Raw genomic sequence first — 17,491 nt, 5'->3', positions numbered from 1 at the left:
CGTGCCCGGCCGGGCCGTGGGCCTGCCGCCCGCGGCCCGCGCGCTCGTTCCGCTGATCGTCCCCGCCCTGCTCGTCGGGGTGGGGGCGAGTCTGCTGCTGCTCGGGCTGAGCTGGGTCGCCGAGCGGCTGCAGGACGTGCTGTGGGAGCGGCTGCCCGACGCGTTCGGGGTGGGCGGGACGTCCGCGGGCTGGATCTTCGGGACGCTCACCGTCGTGGGTGTCGTCGTGGGGCTCGTGGTGTGGAAGGTGCCGGGGCGTGCGGGGCCCGATCCGGCGACCATGGGGCTCGTCGATCCGCCGCTGCCGTTGCGGCTGCTGCCCGGCATCGCGCTCGCCGTGGTCATCGGGCTCGCGGGCGGTGTGAGCCTCGGTCCGGAGAACCCGATCACGGCCATCAACATCGCCCTCGCGTACGCGCTCGGGATGCGGGCCATGCCCCGCTCGCGCGCCGCGGACTGGGTCGGGCTCGCGGCGGCGGGGACCGTCGGCGCGCTCTTCGGGACGCCCGTCGCCGCCGCGCTCATCCTCTCCGAGACCGCCGTGGGGGACGACCCGCGGCCGCTGTGGGACCGGCTGTTCGCGCCGCTGGTGGCGGCGGGGGCCGGGGCGCTGACCACCGTGCTCGTCGCGCATCCGACGTTCCGCATCGACGTACCGGCCTACCCAGGGGCGCGGCTGATCGACGTGGTCTCCGCCATGGTGATCAGCTCGGCCGCCGCGGCCGTCGGGCTCGCCGCCGTGTATGCGTTTCCGCTCTTCCACCGGGCCTTCCGGCAGCTCGGGCACCCCGTGGTCATGCTGACCGTCGGCGGGCTCGTCCTCGGGGCGCTCGGCGCGCTCGGCGGGCACCTCACGCTCTTCAAGGGCCTCGACGAGATGAAGGAGCTGACCTCGCACGCCGACGCGCACGGCGCCGGGAACCTGCTGCTCCTCGCCCTCGTCAAGCTCGCGGCGCTGGTCGTCGCAGGGACCTGCGGGTTCCGGGGCGGGCGGATCTTCCCCGCGGTCTTCGTGGGCGTCGCCCTCGGGATGCTCGCGCACGCCCTCGTGGCCGCCGTGCCGGTCTCCCTCGCCATCACCTGTGCCGTTCTCGGCATCCTGCTCGCCACCACCCGCCAGGGCTGGCTCAGCCTCTTCACGGCCGCCGTGGTCGTGATGGACATGGCCCTGCTGCCCGTGCTGTGCGTGGCGGCGCTGCCCGCGTGGCTCCTGGTCACCGGGCGCCCGGAGATGCTGATCGAGGAGCCGGTCCCGGCGGCCCCCCTCGGAACCCGTATGTGAACCGGGATTTCCGCTCTGCCCGATGGAGGCACCCGAGTGTGCCCTTTGGTACGTAGCCCCAACTACCGCCTGGACATAGGTTGTTCGGAGGACTGGGCGGCCCGCGACCGGGTGCAGGCCCGCGAGATGAGGAGCCATGGGCTACAAGCGAGACAGTGGGACATCGGGCCGCTCCGAGGCAGGACGTCCATCCACTCATGAACGTACGCAGCGAACTGGTCGGCCCGAACCAGGACTGATGGCTCTGCAGCGCAGCTTGGGCAACAGGGCCGTGGTGGGGATGCTCCAGGGGTCCGGGCACTTAGGGAGCGGGGAGCGGGGCGAAGGCGGGACGGCCTCCTTGTCGGTGCAGCGTACGGAGTCCGTGCAGCGCACGGACGACGGCCTGACGCTCGGCGCCAACACCAGCGGGCAGTCGCGTGCCGCCGACCCGGCGTTCGAAGCGGACGCGATGGCCTTCGAGCGCAAGCTCGCGGCCAAGGCCTCCTCGCACGCCGCCGCCAAGGGCGCCATGGCCGACATGGCGACGAAGGCCAAGGCGTACATCCGGAGCGGGGTGGGCGGCGCCTGGGACCACGCCGATCAGCAGCTGGCCGAGATCTTCAGCACCGTCGGTCAGGAAGGCGTCGAGAAGTCGGGCTTCGTCGGTACCGCGGTCGCCGATGTGATGGCCGTCTTCGACTCGGGCACGCTGAGCGAGCAGTACACCCACGTCGTGCGCTTCTTCACCGAGGTACTGGCCCGGGACCTGGCCAGTTCCGCGAAGCGGGAGGAGATCGACCAGCGCATGAAGGAGGCCAAGTTGAACATGCCCTTCCTTCAGGACCGTCGTCGCGCGATGCTGCAGGCCAACGGCACTCCGGCGAGCGTCTCCACCCTTGACATCGCGCCCATTCCCCCGGGCTCGGCGGTGGTGCACAAGGATGACGCGCGAGTCCGGCGCAACGACGTGCTGAAGGCCCTGGACCCCGACCAGGAACCCGGCGATACCGGGCGCGCCGGGCACACGGTCGCGGAGACCGGTCTTGATTTCAGTGACCGGCAGAAGGCGGTGCACACGAAGGACGACCCGAGCTGGGACGTGCAGCAGGACGCCCTGAAGTGGCTCGCGGGCGCGAAGGTCTGGATGATCAACGAGAAGAACACCTGGGTGGAGGCGCAGCGCAAGCTCAGCCTGCCGCTCGGCGGCGGACCGTCCGGCACGACCAACACGATGATGAGCGCCGCCAAGGCGCTCCAGGCGGACAAGTACGGCGCCCGGCTCGCGTCCGTCGCGTTCCTCGTCGGGGCCAGTCACCACACCCTCGTCGAGATCATGGCCGCGGCCGAGCCGTTCGGCTGTGAGTACGATCCGACGCAGGGGATATACCGGAACATCAAGCCCCTCACCGAGGACGAACTGCGGGCCTGCGGCAAGGACGGCAGGTTCCCCGGGGAACCTGCGCATACGGGGAGCGGGAACTAGAGCATGACGAAATTCTGCGGTCCCTACCCCGAGTTGGTGGGCGCGCGCTTCTGGCTGCCGACAGAGCCGTTCGAGTTCGGCTGGGCGTCCCTCGTGGGCTGCAACGCGCTGCGTTGCACGAGCTGTGGTGAACCGGTGCGGTCGGAAGTGCTGCCCGACGGAGAGCACCGGCGCTACGCCTGCGGATGCCACCGGCGGGACACGGTCTGGAGCTACCGGATCGGGTCCGAATCGGACGACCTGCACCCGGCGTTCACGGACTGGGTGTGCGGCGGGCACCCCGACTTCGAGCTCCCCTCCGTACTCGACGGGGTGCGGCTGGACGAGGCCACCGACTGGGACGCTCTGGTCGTCGAGGCGGCCCTGCGCCCACCGTTCGATCCGCCCGGTGTCGAACTGCACGTCCGGTGGATCACCCGGCTCCATCGCCTGCTCGGCGCCGAACAGCCGGTACTGAGCCGGGCCGTGGCCGGTCTGCTGAGCGCCGAGGACCCGCTCCTGGTGCGGGCGGCCTACGACTTCTTCACCAACGAGCGGCACGCCACGGGAGCCGAACTCCTCGCGGGCTCGGTGGCCGGGCGCCGCGAGTGGCTGGCCAGGACCCCGGACCCGCGCCGACCCTCGTCATCCCTGCTCGACAGCGCGGCCCTGCTGCTGCACGAGAGGCTGCTGGTGGTGGACACCGCGGGCGCCCCTGTGGACGGGGCGGCCCTCACCCTGACCAAGGAGCTCGCGCTCGCCGGTACCGGGCCAGGCGACACCCCGCTGACGTTCCGCGACTACGACCCGGGCTGGCTCTGGGCCCATGCCGGTGCCCTGACCGCCGCGAACGCGGAGTGGGTCGACACACTCGTCTACGCCTCGGCGTGGGCTCCTGCCGTGCGCAGGGGAAAGGTGCTCGCGGAGATGGCCGAGGCCGCTCCGGAGGCGGTCCGCACCGCCATCGAGCAGCACTTCGAGCAGCCCGAACGCGACGCGCTGCTGTCCTCCATCCCGTAGTGGACCGCCTCAGTGGCCGTCGCGGGCCACCGCGACCCCCAGGGACGTCAGGCCGTCCAGGACCAGGTCCACGCCGACCGCGGCGAGCAGCAACCCGAGGAGGCGGCCCAGGAGTTCGATGGTGGCGTGGTGCGTGCGCTGCAGGACGCGGGCCAGGACGACCACGCACAGCAGGTCGATGGCGATCACGGTGACGTACGCGCCGACCACCGTGGACCGCCACGTCCACGAGTCGCGCGCCGCCCCCTCGATCAGTACGGCCGTCATCGCCAGCGGGCTCACCACGTACGGCATGAGCAACTGCCGCACGCCGCTGACCAGGTCGGGCGCGTCGGTGCCCGAGCCGTCCGAGCCGAGGTGGATGCCGAGGACGAGCCCGACGGCGTAGATGAAGAAGATGACCCCGCCCGCGAGCTGCAGCGCGGGCGTCGAGATGTGGAAGAGGTCGAGGAGCCAGGGGGAGGCGATGCCGGTCACCAGGCCGACGAAGACCGCGGCCGCCGACGAGATCAGCGCGATCCGCCGCAGCTCGGCCGTGGAGTGGTTCTGCGCGAGCCCGGCGAAGGCGAGCAGCACCTTGGGCGGCCCGACCACGGAGAAGAACGTGATGAATGCGGCGGAATAGCTCAGAGCGGTCATGGGGGCATCCTGCCCGGCCCTGCGGGGCAGGTCCGAGAACCCCGCCGATGCCGCGTACGCCCTAGAACGCCGCCGGGCCGCCGTTCGCCTCGACCGTGTCCCCGACCGCCCGGACGAACGCCTCCACGCGCGCGTTCGTCCCCTCCGTGCGGTGGATCAGCGCCACCTCGGCGCGGGGCACGTCGTCCAGGGGGACGAAGGTGACGCCGGGGCGCGCGTAGTACTTCTCCACGGACGCGACGACCGGGGAGATGCCCTGGCCCGCCGCGACGAGGGTCATCAGCTCCTGGAAGGACGCGACGGCCTGCCCCCGGTGGATCTCGCGGCCGCTGGGCGTGCGCGGCGGGACGTGGAAGTCCCACCAGTACGCGGGCGCGCCGTTCACGACGCCGAAGAACGTCTCGCCCGCCAGCTCCTCCAGCGAGACGGAGGTCCGTCCGGCGAGCGGGTGGCCGAGCGGCATCGCGAGCAGGCGCGGCTCGTTGATGACGACCGGGCCCACCGTCAGGTCCGGCTCCTCGACGGGGAGACACGTGAAGAGCACGTCGAACTCGCCGCCGCGCAGCGCGCCCAGCGGATCCTGGAACTGCGTCTCCCGCATCCGCACCTCGACACCCGGGCGGCGCTCCCGGAAGAGGGCGAGGACGGGGCCGGTCAGCGTGCCCGCGCCCGCGCCGAGGAAGCCGACGTTCAGCTCGCCGCCGACGCCCCGCGCGGAGTCCTTGGCGCGGGCGACCGCCGCCTCCATCTCCTTGTGGAGCGGCGCCAGATCCTCGTACAGCTGACGGCCCAGCGGGGACATCCGCACCACGCGGCTGGTGCGCTCGAAGAGCGGGGCGCCGATCTTGCGCTCCAGCTTCTTCAGCGTCTGGCTGACCCGGGCCTGCGAGAGCAGGAGGCGCTCCGCGGTGCGGCCGAAATGCAGCTCCTCGGCCAGGGTCAAGAAGGTCTCCAGCTCTTGCCGCTCCACCGCATACCCCCTGTGACCTGCATCGATAAGCCTGAGCGTGTCGATCGTTCCACAGATCGCCATTGATGGGGGAGCGCGCTCGGCGGATCTTTGAGGAGTCAGGACGGCGGCCCGCCGGACGGACACCCTCTCTTCAACCACCAGGAGCTCACGATGATTTCGCGTGCCCGCACGTCCCTCGCCGTCACCGCCACCGCCACCGCCCTCGCCCTGACCGCGGGGCTCGCCGTGACCGGCGCCCAGGCCTCCTCCGGGCACCACGGCAAGGGGAAGGAGCCTTCGTGGAGCGCCGCCTGGGCGAGCGCCCCGCAGCGGCCAAGCACCGGCTTCAAGCCCAACTGGTCGGAGGCAGGCTTCGACGGCCAGACCCTGCGCCAGGTCGTCCGCGTCACCGAGGGCGGCGACAGAGCCCGCATCCGGCTCTCCAACGCGTACGGCAGCTCGCCGCTGCGGATCGAGAGCGCCACGATCGCCCGTACGAAGAAGGGGGCTCCGGCCTCGGCCGCGGTCGAGAAGGGGTCCGTGCGGCGGCTCACCTTCCGGGGGAAGTCCGCGGTCACCGTTCCCGCGTACGGCCAACTCTCCAGCGACGCCGCGGGCCTGGACCTCGACCCCTTCGAGTCCGTCACCGTCACCCTGCACCTCTCGGGCACGACGGGCCCCGCCACCTTCCACGCCCAGTCCTTCGCGACCAGCTACCGCGCCCAGGGCGACCACACCGCCGACGCGGGCGCCGGGGCCTTCGGCGAGTCGACGGAGTCCTGGTACTACCTCTCCGGCGTGGACGTCAGCGGCTCCGGGAGCGCCCCGAAGCGCGACGGCGTCGTCCTCTTCGGCGACTCCACCACCGACGGCTTCGCCTCCTCCACCGACCGCAACCGCCGCTGGTCCGACGCCCTCGCCGAACGCCTCGACGAGGCGGGGAAGCAGCGCCCGGTCCTGAATGCGGGCATCGGCGGCAACCTGGTCCTCAACGACTCGGCCTGGTACGGCGAGAAGAGTGCCAACCGCTTCTCGCGGGACGCCCTCGACCTGCCCGGCGTCGGCACCGTCGTCGTCCTCGAAGGCCTCAACGACATCGGCTTCAGCGAGACCGACAAGGCCACCTACAAGCCCGCCCCCGTCGTCTCCGCCCGCGAACTCATCAACGGCCACCGCACGTTGATCCGCGAGGCGCGCGCGAAGGGCGTGCGGGTCGTCGGCGCCACGCTGCTCCCCCTCGGCGGGTCCGACCACTACGGCAAGCGCGCGGCCGCGGTGAGCGACGCGTTCAACCAGTGGGTGCGGACCTCCGGCGAGTACGACGCGTACGTCGACTTCGACAAGGCCCTCGCCGACCCGAAGGACCCGGAGCGCCTCGCCCCCGCCTACGACAGCGGCGACCACCTGCACCCGAACGACGCCGGTTACCGGGCCATGGCCCACGCGGTGGACCTGGAGACCCTGTGATGACCACGAACACAGCCATGGGCGCCGCCATGAGCGGTCGTCAGAAGCTCGTCCTCGCCCTTCTCCTCGGCTCCCAGTTCATGATCGCCGTGGACTTCTCCATCCTGAACGTCGCCCTGCCCGTGGTCGGCGAAGGGCTCGGCTTCTCCCTCGCGGACCTCCAGTGGATCGCCACCTCGTTCGCGCTCGCCGCCGCCGGTTTCACGCTCCTCTTCGGCCGGATCGCCGACCTCTTCGGGCGCAAGCGGCTCTTCATCGGCGGCATGGCGCTGCTCGGCCTCTCCTCGGCCCTCGGCGGCCTCGCCACCTCGCCGGAGGTGCTGCTCACGGCACGCGTGCTGCAGGGTCTTGCCACGGCGGCCGTCACCCCGGCGGGGCTCGCCCTGCTCACCACCGCGTTCCGCGAGGGGCCGCTGCGGGACCGGGCGATCGGTCTGAACGGCGCGCTGATGTCGGCGGGCTTCACCACCGGCGCCATCCTCGGCGGGCTCCTCACCGAACTGCTCTCCTGGCGCTGGGCGTTCTTCATCAACGTGCCCGTCGCGGCCGCCGTCGTCGCCCTCGCGCCGTCCCTCCTCACCGACTCGCGGATCGTCTGCAGACACCGTCTGGACCTGCCGGGCGCGGTCACCGTCACGGGCGGACTGCTGGCCCTCGTCTACGGCCTCACGCGGGCGGGTGAGAGCGGCTGGACCGAGCCCGTCGCGCTCGGCGCGCTGCTCGCGGGCGCGGGACTGCTCGTCGCGTTCTGGTTCGTGGAACAGCGCTCGCCCGCGCCGCTCGTCCCCGTCCGCATCATGCGGCGCCGCTCGGTCGTCTGGGGCAACACGGCGGGCCTGATCGCCTTCGCCACCGAGACCTCGCTGGTCTTCCTCATGACGCTCTATCTCCAGGAAGTGCTTGGGTACTCGGCGCTCGCCACGGGGCTCGCGTTCGGTGTCCTCGGTGCGGGCACGGTGGCCGGGGGGATGCTCGGCGGGCGGGCGGTGAGCCGGTTCGGCGGCCGGGCGGCGATCCTCGGCGGGGGCGTGGTGCAGGCCGCCGCCACGCTGTCGCTGGTCGCGCTCGGGACGTCGGGCGGCTGGCTGTATCTGCTGCTGGCCGCCACGTTCGTCGGCGGTGTCGGCAACATGCTGGTCATCGTGGGCTTCATGGTGACCGCGACGTCGGGTGTCGCCGACTCCGAGCAGGGCCTGGCGACCGGTCTGGCGACCATGACCCAGCAGGTCGGCATCACCCTCGGCATCCCGGTGATGAGCGCGATCGTGGCGGCCCGGACGGGGCCGGGTACGGGTGGTGACCCGCAGGCGGTCCTGTCCGGGGTGGGCGTGGCGGTGGCCGTCAACTCGGCGCTGGTGCTTGCCGCTTCACTGCTCGTGGCGTACCGGCTGGGGCGCGGGGCGGCGAAGCCCACGGGTGAGGCGCCCGCTCACTCGGTCGTGTAGTAGCGGTAGAACGTCACCGCGAAGACGCCCGCCGCGACCACCAGCGCCATCACGGTGGACCGCAGCACGCTCGCCCCGCCCAGGCTGTAGAGATAGCCGAACGCGATGCCCGCGAACGCCGTCCAAGACAGCGCGCGCAGCTCGCGCGGGAGCGAGGGCGCGATCCGGTGCAGGGCGAACATCAGGGCGGCGAAGACCAGGCCGGTCACCACTCCGAACATGACGTTCCCGGTGGTGATCGGCCCGCCGTCGCGTCGGATCGCGCAGGCCCAGAGGCCGTAGACGACGCCCATGAGCAGGGCGAGTCCGGCCCAGCGGGACGCGGAGGTCGAGGTCGGGGTCGTCCGTGCGCCGGGCACGTAGTGGACGGGTGCGGCGTGTGCCATGACGGTTCCCTTCTCCGTACGTCTCTCTTTACGTCTCTCCGTACATCAGTCGCGCCACTGCGGGCACGGGTCCTCGGACGAGGCGCAGCCCGGCACGTGGCGGCCGCCGGTGTCGACGTACGCCGCGCTCACCCAGCCGCGTACGCCCTCCAGCCAGTACCAGTGCGGGTTGCCGTGGATGGAGGTGCCCTGTACCGCGCATCTGACGCGGTCCTGGCTGCCGTACGGCATCGTCGCCAGGATCGAGCCGTGGGTGCTGGGCTCGTCCCTGACCTTCAGGTCAGGGCCCGACACGACGGTGCCCCAGATGACGCTGTCGTCGTTGTGGGCGACGGCTGTGGCGGCGGTTCCCGCACTCAGTACGGTCACCGCGCAGACCGCCCCCACCCTCAGAGCGATTCGCATGATCGGCCTCCTCGCCCCCTCATCCAGGAAACACCCGTTCGGCCGAGCGCTCCACCGGAGGCTTTCCCAGGCTGAAATCGATGAGTTTCCGGGGCGGCCCCGGTCTGCCCTCATGACTGACGAATTCCTTACTCCTTACTCCTCGGCTCCTGTGAGAAGGCGGGCGGACATGAGCAGCATGGCCATCGAGACCGCGGGTCTGGTGAAGACCTTCGGCGACAACCGCGCGGTCGACGGCATCGACCTCTCCGTCCCGGCCGGCACGGTCTACGGCGTACTGGGACCGAACGGAGCGGGCAAGACCACGGCGGTCAAGATGCTCGCCACCCTGCTGCGGCCCGACGGGGGCGAGGCGCACGTCTTTGGTCACGACGTCGTGCGCGAGGCGGATGCCGTACGCAGCAGGGTGAGCCTGACCGGGCAGTACGCGTCGGTCGACGAGGACCTGACCGGCCTGGAGAACCTGATCCTGCTCGGCCGTCTCACCGGCCACTCCAAGCAGGCGGCCCGCGGCCGTGCCGGGCAGCTCCTGGAGGCCTTCGGGCTGACGGAGGCGGCCGCGCGGCAGGTGAAGAACTACTCAGGCGGCATGCGGCGCCGCATCGACATCGCCGCGTCCATCCTGAACACACCCGACCTGCTCTTCCTGGACGAGCCGACGACGGGCCTCGACCCGCGCAGCCGCAACCAGGTCTGGGACATCGTGCGCGCGGTCGTCGGCCACGGCACGACGGTCCTCCTCACCACCCAGTACCTCGACGAGGCCGACCAGTTGGCGGCGCGCATCGCCGTCATCGACCGGGGCAAGGTCATCGCCGAGGGCACCAAGGGTGAGCTCAAGGCGTCGGTCGGCGCGGGCTCGGTGCACGTGCGGCTGCGGGAGGCCGCACAGCGCGAGGAGGCCGCGCGGCTGCTCGGCGCGGTGCTCGACGCCCAGGTGCAGCTGGAGCCCGACCCGGTCGCGCTGACGGCCCGGGTCGGGGCGGACGGGGCCACCGGGGTCGCCGGGGCGGACGGGCGCGGAGCCGCCGAGCAGGCCTCGCGGGCGCTCGCCGAGCTGGCCCGGGCCGGGATCACCGTCGACAACTTCTCGCTGGGCCAGCCGAGCCTCGACGAGGTCTTCCTCGCCCTGACCGGCACGGACGCCGCCCACCAGTCCCCCGCAACCCCCGCGACCGGCTCGAACGACGTCAAGGAAGAGGCCACGGCATGAGCACCGCAGCCCCCGTCGAGGCCCAGGATCTCGCGCCCGTCAGGACCGAGTCCCTCGCCGAGCTCCTCATCGCCACCGAGCGGCCGCCCAGGCCCACCGCGCTGTCCGCCTGTCTGACGTTCGGCTGGCGCGCCATCCTCAAGATCAAGCACGTGCCGGAGCAGCTCTTCGACGTCACGGCGTTCCCGATCATGATGGTGCTGATGTACACGTACCTCTTCGGAGGGGCGCTGGCGGGATCTCCGCGCGAGTACATCCAGTACCTGCTGCCCGGCATCCTCGTGATGTCCGTCGTGATGATCACGATGTACACGGGCGTCTCGGTCAACACCGACATCGAGAAGGGCGTCTTCGACCGCTTCCGTACGCTGCCGATCTGGCGCCCCTCGACGATGGTCGGCTACCTCCTCGGCGACGCCCTGCGCTACGCCATCGCGTCGGTCGTCATCCTCACCGTCGGCCTCATCATGGGCTACCGCCCGGACGGCGGCTTCGTCGGTGTCGTGGGCGGCATCGCGGTGCTGCTCGTCTTCTCCTTCGCCTTCTCGTGGATCTGGACGATGTTCGGGCTGCTGCTGCGCACCGAGAAGTCGGTGATGGGCGTCAGCATGATGGTGATCTTCCCGCTGACCTTCCTCAGCGACATCTTCGTGAAGCCGGAGACGATGCCGGGCTGGCTGCAGGCCTTCGTCAACAACAACCCCATCACCCACTGCTCGTCGGCGGTCCGCGCCCTGATGGACGGCACGTCGCCGACGACGGAGCTGGCGTGGACGCTCGGCTGGGCGCTGCTCCTGGTGGCGGTGTTCGGTCCGGTGACGATGCGTCTGTACAACCGCAAGTAGGGCCTGTTGTCCGCCCGCGGCGGACGCCGTTGCCCCATATGCAGTCGCCCCGGTCGCGCCCCGCGTGACCGGGGCCTTGCCTTGGAGGCGTGCCGAAAACCGTCCGCAGTCCGCTGTCCGCCGTCCTGCTGGTCCTCGCCTGCGTGCTGGTCCCGCTGGGCGTGCTCTCCATCTGGGCGAAGTACGAGATCGGCGACCGGGACAGTTACGTCGCCACGATGGCACCGCTCTCCTCCGACCCTTCGGTGCGCGCGGCGGTCGCGGACGAGGTCACCCGCTCCGTGATGAAGGAGATCGACGTGGGCCCGCTGCAGGGCACGGTCGAGTCGTTCGTACGCGACGCGGTGGGGTCGTTCACCGAGACGGGGTCCTACAGGACCGCCTGGAACGCGGCGAACCGGGCGGCGCACGACGCCCTGCAGTCGGCCCTGAACGACGACTCGGACGACTCGAACGGCGAGGTCACCATCGACCTCGCGCCCATCACCGAGCAGGTCAAACGGCAACTGGTCGACGAAGGCGTGCCGTTCGCGTCGAAGATCCCGGTGAAGCACACCGAGGTCACGGTCCTGCAGTCCAAGGACCTCGGCTGGCTCTGGCAGAGCTTCCACGCGCTTCAGGTGGCGGGCGTCTGGCCCGCGGTGGCGGCGGCCGTCCTGGCCGCCGCGGGCATCCTGCTCTCCGTCCGCCGCCGCAGGGCGGTCGTCCGCACGGCACTGGGCATGGCACTCGCCGCGGCGGCCCTGGTCCTCGCCGTCGCCGTCGGCCGCGCCCTCACCCTCGACGACCTACCCTCCGACGTCTCCGTCGACGCCGCGGGCGCGGTGTTCGACGCCCTGACGGAGACGCTCCGGGTGACGGCGTGGGTGATCATCGGGGTGATGCTGGTCGTCGCTCTCGCGGTGTGGCTCCTGCCGCGGCTGCGCCGCCGTACCTGACCCTCCGGTGGCCGTCGGGCAACCGCCGTCCGCCCCGTCTCGTCCTTGAGAGAGGATTCGAGCAGGCGGAATGTGGCAGTTCAGCGACGACGAGAGGGCCGGATTCTTGGACAGCGCGGACCGGGTGACCGTAGGCCCCGGCGTCGAGGAGGAGTTCGACGCGCGGGAGCCCCGGCGGCGGGTGGGGCGGGTCGCGGCGTGGGGGGCCGGGGTGCTGCTGGCCGGGGTCAGCGTCGTCCTCGGGTTCCGGGTGGCCGACTCCGACGGGTTCACGCCCGTGCCGCAGATCCTCGCCTTCCTGCCCTGGCTGCTCGTGCCCGCCGTCGCCGGACTGCTGATGGCCGTGCTCGCGCGGTGGCGCGTCGGCATGCTGTGGGGCGTCGTCGTGCTCGGTGTCGTCGCCTGGTACATGGAGCCTTACGGGAACACCGACGCGCCGAGCGGGCCTGCCGTCGCCGAGCTGCGCGTACTGACCTCGAACGTCGAGTTCGGGGGCGGTACGGAAGGGCTCGTCGACGCCGTCCGCGAGGAGAGGCCCGATCTGCTCTTCGTCGAGGAGTGCGACTTCGCCTGCTCCGCGCTGCTGCGCAAGGAGCTGCCGCGCGCCGACTACCCCTACCGCGAGTCCGTCGAGGCGTCCGGCGCCGAGGGCTCCGTCATCCTCGCCAAGGTCCCGCTGAAGGGCGCGGACGGCATCGAAGGCACCCTCGGCATGCCCGGCGCCGTCGCCGATGTGGAAGGCCACGCGGTGCGGGTGCAGCTCGCGCATCCCATGCCGCCGATGCCCCGCGAGGTCGGCCTGTGGCAGTCCGAGCTCGGCAGGATCCGGGAGTACGCCGCCGCCGGGGACGGCAGGCCCACCATCATCGCCGGGGACTTCAACGCCACGCAGGACCACGCGGCGTTCCGTTCGGTCCTGGACCAGGGGAAGCTGCGCGACGCCGCCCGCCTCGCCGGGTCCTCCCGCGCCCCGAGCTGGCCCGCCGCCGCGCCCGCCCCGCTCGGCGCACAGATCGACCACGTCCTCGCCACACCCGACTTCTCGGCCCGTGACGCCCGCTTCCTGGACATCGGAAACACCGACCACCGGGCGCTCGTCGTCACACTGACCCTGCACAAAGCCGAAACAGAGCGTTGATCCTCCGGCCAGGGCAAGCCACGTAAAGCGCCGATAATGGGCGCATGCCCCGAGAGTCCCGCCCCGCCCGTCCGGTCTCACTGAGCCCGCTCACCCCACCCGACTGGCTGGTCAGGTCCCTCAAACCGCAGTCCGCGCCCATCCCCTGGGCGGCCGTGGCCCGCGCCTCCGTGGCGATGGCGCTCCCCCTCGCCCTCGGCATCCTCGCGGGACAGCCCTCGTACGGCGCGCTCGCCTCCATGGGCGCCCTCTCCGGAGTCATCGGCGACACCGCCGACGCCTACCGCATGCGGATCTTCAACATCGCCGTCCCGCAGCTCTTCGGCGCCCTCGGCGTCACCCTCGGCTCGCTCGTCTTCGGGCACGGCTGGGTCGCGGTCGGCGCGGTCACCTTCGTCGCGCTCGTCTCCGGGATGATGTCGACGATCGGCGCCGTCGCCTCCGTGTCGGGCCTCCTCCTGCTGCTCAACTGCGTGGTCGGCGCCGGGCTCCCCATGCCCGGGGAGTGGTGGCTCGCGCCCGTCCTGATGACCGGCGGCGGGCTCCTCGTCCTCACGCTCGCCCTGCTCGCCTGGCCGCTGCGCTCCGGCGTCCCCGAACGCGCCGCCGTCGCCGCCTCCTACCGCTCGGTGGCCGCACTGCTCGACGCGGCGGGCACGGACACGTACGGCGAGGCACGCACCGCGGTGACGGCCTCCCTGAACCAGAGCTACGACCTCGTCCTCGCCCGGCGCACCCGCGACCACGGCCGCACCCCCGAACTGGTCAGGCTCGTCGCCCAGTTGAACGCCCTCACCCCGGTCATCGAGGCGGCCCCCGCCGCCGACCAGGCCGCCCGCCACGCCTGCGTACGCCTGCCGCCCGAAGTACCCGCCGCGGTCCGCGCCCTCGCGGACGCGGTGGAGCGCGGCGGAACCGCGCACGCCGACCCGGCAGGGACCCCCGCCCGCGCCGCCGCCCGCATCCCCGAACCCCAGGACCACGCCGCCCGGGCCCTCGACCACGCCGTCCTGCACGCCGCGGAGACCCTCGCCGACCCCGACCCGCTCGGCGTCATCGAGACCGACGACCGCCTCGGCCGCCCCGCGGCCCTGCGCGTCCGCGCCCGCCGCGCCGCCCGCAACGTCGTCCTGTCCGGCGCCTCCTGGCGCTACGGCCTGCGCCTCGCGCTCTGCATCGGCATCGCCCAGGCCCTGGTCTCGATCATCGACGTGCCCAGGTCGTACTGGGTGGCGCTCACCGTCACGTTCGTCCTCAAGCCCGACTTCGGCTCGGTCTTCTCCCGCGCCGTGCTGCGCGCCCTCGGCACCGCCGCCGGACTCGTGCTCGCGGCAGCAGTCCTCGCCGAAGTCCCCCACGGCTGGTGGGACGTCCCGGTGATGATGCTGCTGGCCCCGCTCATCCCCGCCCTCACCACCCGCGGCTACGGCTACCAGACGGCGGCGATCACCCCGGTCATCCTGCTGCTCTCGGACATCCTCAACCACCAGGGCCTCGGCCTCGTCGTACCGCGGCTCGTCGACAGCCTGATCGGCTGCGCCATCACGCTCGTCGCGGGCTATCTGCTCTGGCCGGAGAGCTGGGGCACCCGGATCGGCGACCGGCTCGCCGACGCGGTGGCGGACACGGCCCGGTACGTGGAGTGCGCGTTCGGCGCCGACGCGGACCCCGCCGCCCGCGCCCGCATGCGCCGCGGCCTCTACCGCGACCTGTCCGTCATCCGCTCCGAGTTCCAGCGCGCCCTGACCGAGCCACCGCCCACAGGAGCGCGCGCCGCCGCGTGGTGGCCACTGGTCGTCGCCGTGGAACGCATCCTGGACGCCACGACGGCGGCAAGGGTCCGCATCCGGCACGGCGCCAAGCCCCCGACCCCGGCCGAGGTGGCCGAAGTGGCGCACGAACTACGCGGCCTGGCAGACCGCCTGCGCGCATCGGTAGTCCTGGAGAAGGGCCACGTGGACTTCACCGCCACCCCCAAGGACAGCGTCCTGGAACCCCTACGCCAGGAAGTAGCAGCGGCTAGGGCGGTGGCATCCCCGAAGGCTGAGTAAAGGGGCGCAAGGAACTGCGCGACCAGACCGAAGGGTGAGCAGAAAGGGGCGCGGGGAACTGCGCAACCAAGCCGAAGGGTAGGGGCGCGAGGCCGCCCGACCGGGCCGGAGGGTAGCCGAAAAGGGGCGCGGGGAACTGCGCAACCGAGCCGAAGAGTGAGGCCGCGGGACGGCGCGACCGAGCCGAAGGCTAGCCGAAAAGGGGCGCGGGGAACTGCGCGGCCAGACACAACCGGCCCGCAGCTCCCCGCCAAACCTCAAAACAACCGCTCAGGCAAAGCGCCTAGCGTCAGCGTGCCGCGTTCACCTTGTGCAGCGCCTTCGCGAGCCCGTTCGCCCACAGCTGGTCGACCTGCCCCCGCTCCGTCGCGTCCGGCTGCGAGTTCGTGCAGGACGGGCCGGGGCCGCCACCCGACATCAGCTGGGTGCACGGCCCGTCGTACGTGTCCGGCAGGCCGAGCACGTGCCCGGTCTCGTGCGCGGTGACGCGCGTCGAGTCGTACTCCTGGTTCTGCTTGTAGTCCAGGAAGACGTAGCCGTTGCCGTGGCCGTCGGTGCTCGCGTACGAGCCGCGCGGGTCGTCGCCCTCGCGGTACTCGAAGCTCGCGCCCGAACTGCCCTCCTGCAGCTTGACGTTGGAGACCGCGCCGTTCCAGATGGACGTGGAGCTGGCTATCTGCTGGGCGAAGGTGGGGGCACCGGACGCGTCGTAGGTGACGGTCACGGACTTCGCGCCGGGGTTCGCCGCACGCTTCTCGGCGACCGCCTTCACGACGGCCTCGAAGAACGCCTTGTTGGCCTTGGCCTCGGCCGCCGAGCCCTGGTACTGGGAGTACGAGGAGGTGGCGGACGCCGGGGCGGGCGCGGGGGTCGACGCGGTGGCCGAGGTCGCGCCGAGACCGGCGACGGCGAGACCGAGAACGGCGGCGACAGACAGGTAACGCTTGTTCATGTGTGGGGGGGCTCCCTACTCGTTCCACGACCGCGTGGGGCGATCGATGAAAGGTGAACGGTTCGGTAGCTGTGAGTGTCGGGGAGCCTGAGGCGCGTGGGAATGATGGCAACTGGCGATAGCCCGGAGCTATCGCCGGGACCCGGCCTGCCCAGAACGGCCGGTTCTCGTGGGGTTTGAGCGTCTGGTGCGGCGGCCGTACCGCCTCTACGCTCATCGGCCATGGAGCTCGAGGTGAGGCACCTCCGCGCGCTGTGCGCCATCGCCGATACCGGCAGCCTGCACAAGGCCGCGCGGCAGCTCGGCATGAGCCAGCCGTCGCTGACGACCCAGCTGCGGCGGATCGAGCATGCGCTCGGCGGCCAGCTCTTCTCCCGCGAACGCACCGGCTGCCGTCCCACCCAGCTCGGCCGCGTGGTCCTCAGCCGCGCCCGCCCCCTCGTCACGGAGATGCGGTCGCTGGTCGCCGAGACGAAGGCGGCCGCCGCGCGCACCGCCGAGGGGCCGCAGCTGCGCATAGGCTCCACGGCGAGCCGCGCCATACCGGGCTGGCTGCGCAGGCTGCGCGCGCGCCTGCCGGGGACCGAGATGTCGCTCCAGATGGACGTGTCCGCGAACGCGCTCCTGCGCATGGTGGAGACCGGACAGCTCGACATCGCCTTCGTGCACGAGGTGGAGGGGTGCCCGCTGCGGCTGCCGGAGAGCCTTCGAAGACGGGTCCTCCTCGACCGGGAGCCGCAGTTCGTCTCCCTCGCCGCGGACCATCCGGCGGCGGACCGTCCCGTCGTACGCCTCTCCGACCTGGCGGAGGACCGCTGGATGGTGGACCCGACGGTCGACGGCGAATGGGACGGCCTGCGCCGTGTCCTGACCGCGGCCGGGCTCAACCCCCGTGTCCTGCACGGGGATTACCTCACCGCGGCGTCCCTCGTCGCCACCGGCGAGGTCGTCGCCCTCTGCCAGCCGACCTCGCACGGCAGGACCGACATGGCCGTACGCCCGCTGTACGGCGACCCCCTCGGCGTACGCCTCATCGTGGCGGCGCGCACGGAGGAGGAGATCGACGCGGTGTACGGGGAACTGGAGGCCGCCTACTGGGAGGCGGCCCGGCAGGCGCACGCCTATACGGAGTGGCTGCTTCGGTCCGGCGACACCCGGGGGACGACCGGCGGGACCTTGGTCCCCGCAAGCCGGTGACCTTCGGCAAAACCCCTTCTGACCTGCGTTTTCGCTCGATTTACGGTACTGGGTCACGTCCTGAGTCCACTTGTTACGTTCCCTACGGATGACGCACACATGGCGCCCGTAACTTCG

At 71.8% G+C, this 17,491-nt stretch carries 16 protein-coding genes; 11 read left to right on the top strand and 5 right to left on the bottom strand.

All coding sequences use genetic code 11. The features are described from left to right. The first annotated feature begins 1 nt into the window (after nucleotide 1). From AC068B_RS25400 to AC068B_RS25390, 3 genes are all read left to right on the top strand, one after another. Entirely contained in the window at nucleotides 2-1,282 is a 1,281-nt protein-coding gene (locus AC068B_RS25400; RefSeq protein WP_478673942.1) for an ion channel protein, read from the top strand. Nucleotides 1,283-1,622: 340 nt separating this feature from the next. Further along, the gene (locus tag AC068B_RS25395) at nucleotides 1,623-2,747 is read left to right on the top strand and encodes a hypothetical protein (protein WP_478673941.1); all 1,125 of its coding nucleotides are present in this window, start codon (nucleotides 1,623-1,625) and stop codon (nucleotides 2,745-2,747) included. A 3-nt stretch (nucleotides 2,748-2,750) separates the two neighbouring features. Further along, nucleotides 2,751-3,746: a hypothetical protein gene (locus AC068B_RS25390; RefSeq protein WP_478673940.1), complete on the top strand. Its 996-nt coding sequence runs from the start codon at nucleotides 2,751-2,753 to the stop codon at nucleotides 3,744-3,746. A 9-nt stretch (nucleotides 3,747-3,755) separates the two neighbouring features. Here the strand turns inward: AC068B_RS25390 and AC068B_RS25385 are convergent, their stop codons facing one another. Then, nucleotides 3,756-4,385 (bottom strand): MarC family protein, encoded by a 630-nt coding sequence (locus AC068B_RS25385; RefSeq protein WP_478673939.1) that lies wholly within the window; start codon nucleotides 4,383-4,385, stop codon nucleotides 3,756-3,758. Nucleotides 4,386-4,446: 61 nt separating this feature from the next. Next, entirely contained in the window at nucleotides 4,447-5,355 is a 909-nt protein-coding gene (locus AC068B_RS25380) for a LysR family transcriptional regulator (RefSeq protein WP_478673938.1), read from the bottom strand. 153 nt (nucleotides 5,356-5,508) lie between these two features. Here AC068B_RS25380 and AC068B_RS25375 point away from each other — a divergent pair, with 153 nt between their 5' ends. Both AC068B_RS25375 and AC068B_RS25370 read left to right on the top strand, forming a co-directional pair. Next, on the top strand, nucleotides 5,509-6,804 hold the full coding sequence (locus tag AC068B_RS25375) for an SGNH/GDSL hydrolase family protein (RefSeq protein ID WP_478673937.1): 1,296 nt from the start codon (nucleotides 5,509-5,511) through the stop codon (nucleotides 6,802-6,804). Then, nucleotides 6,804-8,249: an MFS transporter gene (locus AC068B_RS25370; protein ID WP_478673936.1), complete on the top strand. Its 1,446-nt coding sequence runs from the start codon at nucleotides 6,804-6,806 to the stop codon at nucleotides 8,247-8,249. The genes AC068B_RS25375 and AC068B_RS25370 overlap by 1 nt, the downstream gene beginning before the upstream one ends. Here AC068B_RS25370 and AC068B_RS25365 read toward each other — a convergent pair. Both AC068B_RS25365 and AC068B_RS25360 read right to left on the bottom strand, forming a co-directional pair. Beyond that, nucleotides 8,234-8,635, bottom strand: a complete 402-nt coding sequence (locus AC068B_RS25365) for a hypothetical protein (RefSeq protein WP_478673935.1) — start codon at nucleotides 8,633-8,635, stop codon at nucleotides 8,234-8,236. The two genes, AC068B_RS25370 and AC068B_RS25365, sit on opposite strands and share 16 nt — an antisense overlap. A gap of 45 nt (nucleotides 8,636-8,680) precedes the next feature. Next, nucleotides 8,681-9,040, bottom strand: a complete 360-nt coding sequence (locus tag AC068B_RS25360) for an SH3 domain-containing protein (RefSeq protein ID WP_478673934.1) — start codon at nucleotides 9,038-9,040, stop codon at nucleotides 8,681-8,683. A gap of 169 nt (nucleotides 9,041-9,209) precedes the next feature. On the opposite strand from AC068B_RS25360, the gene AC068B_RS25355 reads away from it, so the two are divergent. The 5 genes from AC068B_RS25355 to AC068B_RS25335 all read left to right on the top strand — a co-directional run bounded on the left by AC068B_RS25355 (nucleotide 9,210) and on the right by AC068B_RS25335 (nucleotide 15,225). Then, on the top strand, nucleotides 9,210-10,253 hold the full coding sequence (locus AC068B_RS25355) for an ATP-binding cassette domain-containing protein (protein WP_478673933.1): 1,044 nt from the start codon (nucleotides 9,210-9,212) through the stop codon (nucleotides 10,251-10,253). Beyond that, on the top strand, nucleotides 10,250-11,098 hold the full coding sequence (locus tag AC068B_RS25350) for an ABC transporter permease (RefSeq protein WP_478673932.1): 849 nt from the start codon (nucleotides 10,250-10,252) through the stop codon (nucleotides 11,096-11,098). The genes AC068B_RS25355 and AC068B_RS25350 overlap by 4 nt, the downstream gene beginning before the upstream one ends. Before the next feature lie 89 nt (nucleotides 11,099-11,187). Beyond that, entirely contained in the window at nucleotides 11,188-12,036 is an 849-nt protein-coding gene (locus AC068B_RS25345; protein ID WP_478673931.1) for a hypothetical protein, read from the top strand. Between the two features lie 70 nt (nucleotides 12,037-12,106). Then, a complete protein-coding gene (locus tag AC068B_RS25340) occupies nucleotides 12,107-13,174 on the top strand; it encodes an endonuclease/exonuclease/phosphatase family protein (protein WP_478673930.1) in 1,068 nt (355 codons plus the stop codon). Nucleotides 13,175-13,218: 44 nt separating this feature from the next. Next, nucleotides 13,219-15,225, top strand: coding sequence for an FUSC family protein (locus AC068B_RS25335; RefSeq protein ID WP_478673929.1), 2,007 nt, complete (start codon nucleotides 13,219-13,221; stop codon nucleotides 15,223-15,225). Between the two features lie 289 nt (nucleotides 15,226-15,514). On the opposite strand, the gene snpA is transcribed toward AC068B_RS25335, so the two are convergent. Next, nucleotides 15,515-16,177: a snapalysin gene (snpA, locus tag AC068B_RS25330; protein ID WP_478673928.1), complete on the bottom strand. Its 663-nt coding sequence runs from the start codon at nucleotides 16,175-16,177 to the stop codon at nucleotides 15,515-15,517. Nucleotides 16,178-16,399: 222 nt separating this feature from the next. Between snpA and AC068B_RS25325 the strand changes: the two genes are divergently transcribed. Further along, nucleotides 16,400-17,374: a LysR family transcriptional regulator gene (locus tag AC068B_RS25325; protein ID WP_478673927.1), complete on the top strand. Its 975-nt coding sequence runs from the start codon at nucleotides 16,400-16,402 to the stop codon at nucleotides 17,372-17,374. The last annotated feature ends 117 nt before the right edge of the window (nucleotides 17,375-17,491 follow it).

It is taken from the genome of Streptomyces sp. NPDC042371 (assembly GCF_056437465.1).
Note: the sequence above shows the minus strand (reverse complement) of the source record. Positions and strands in the feature narration are given on the sequence as shown.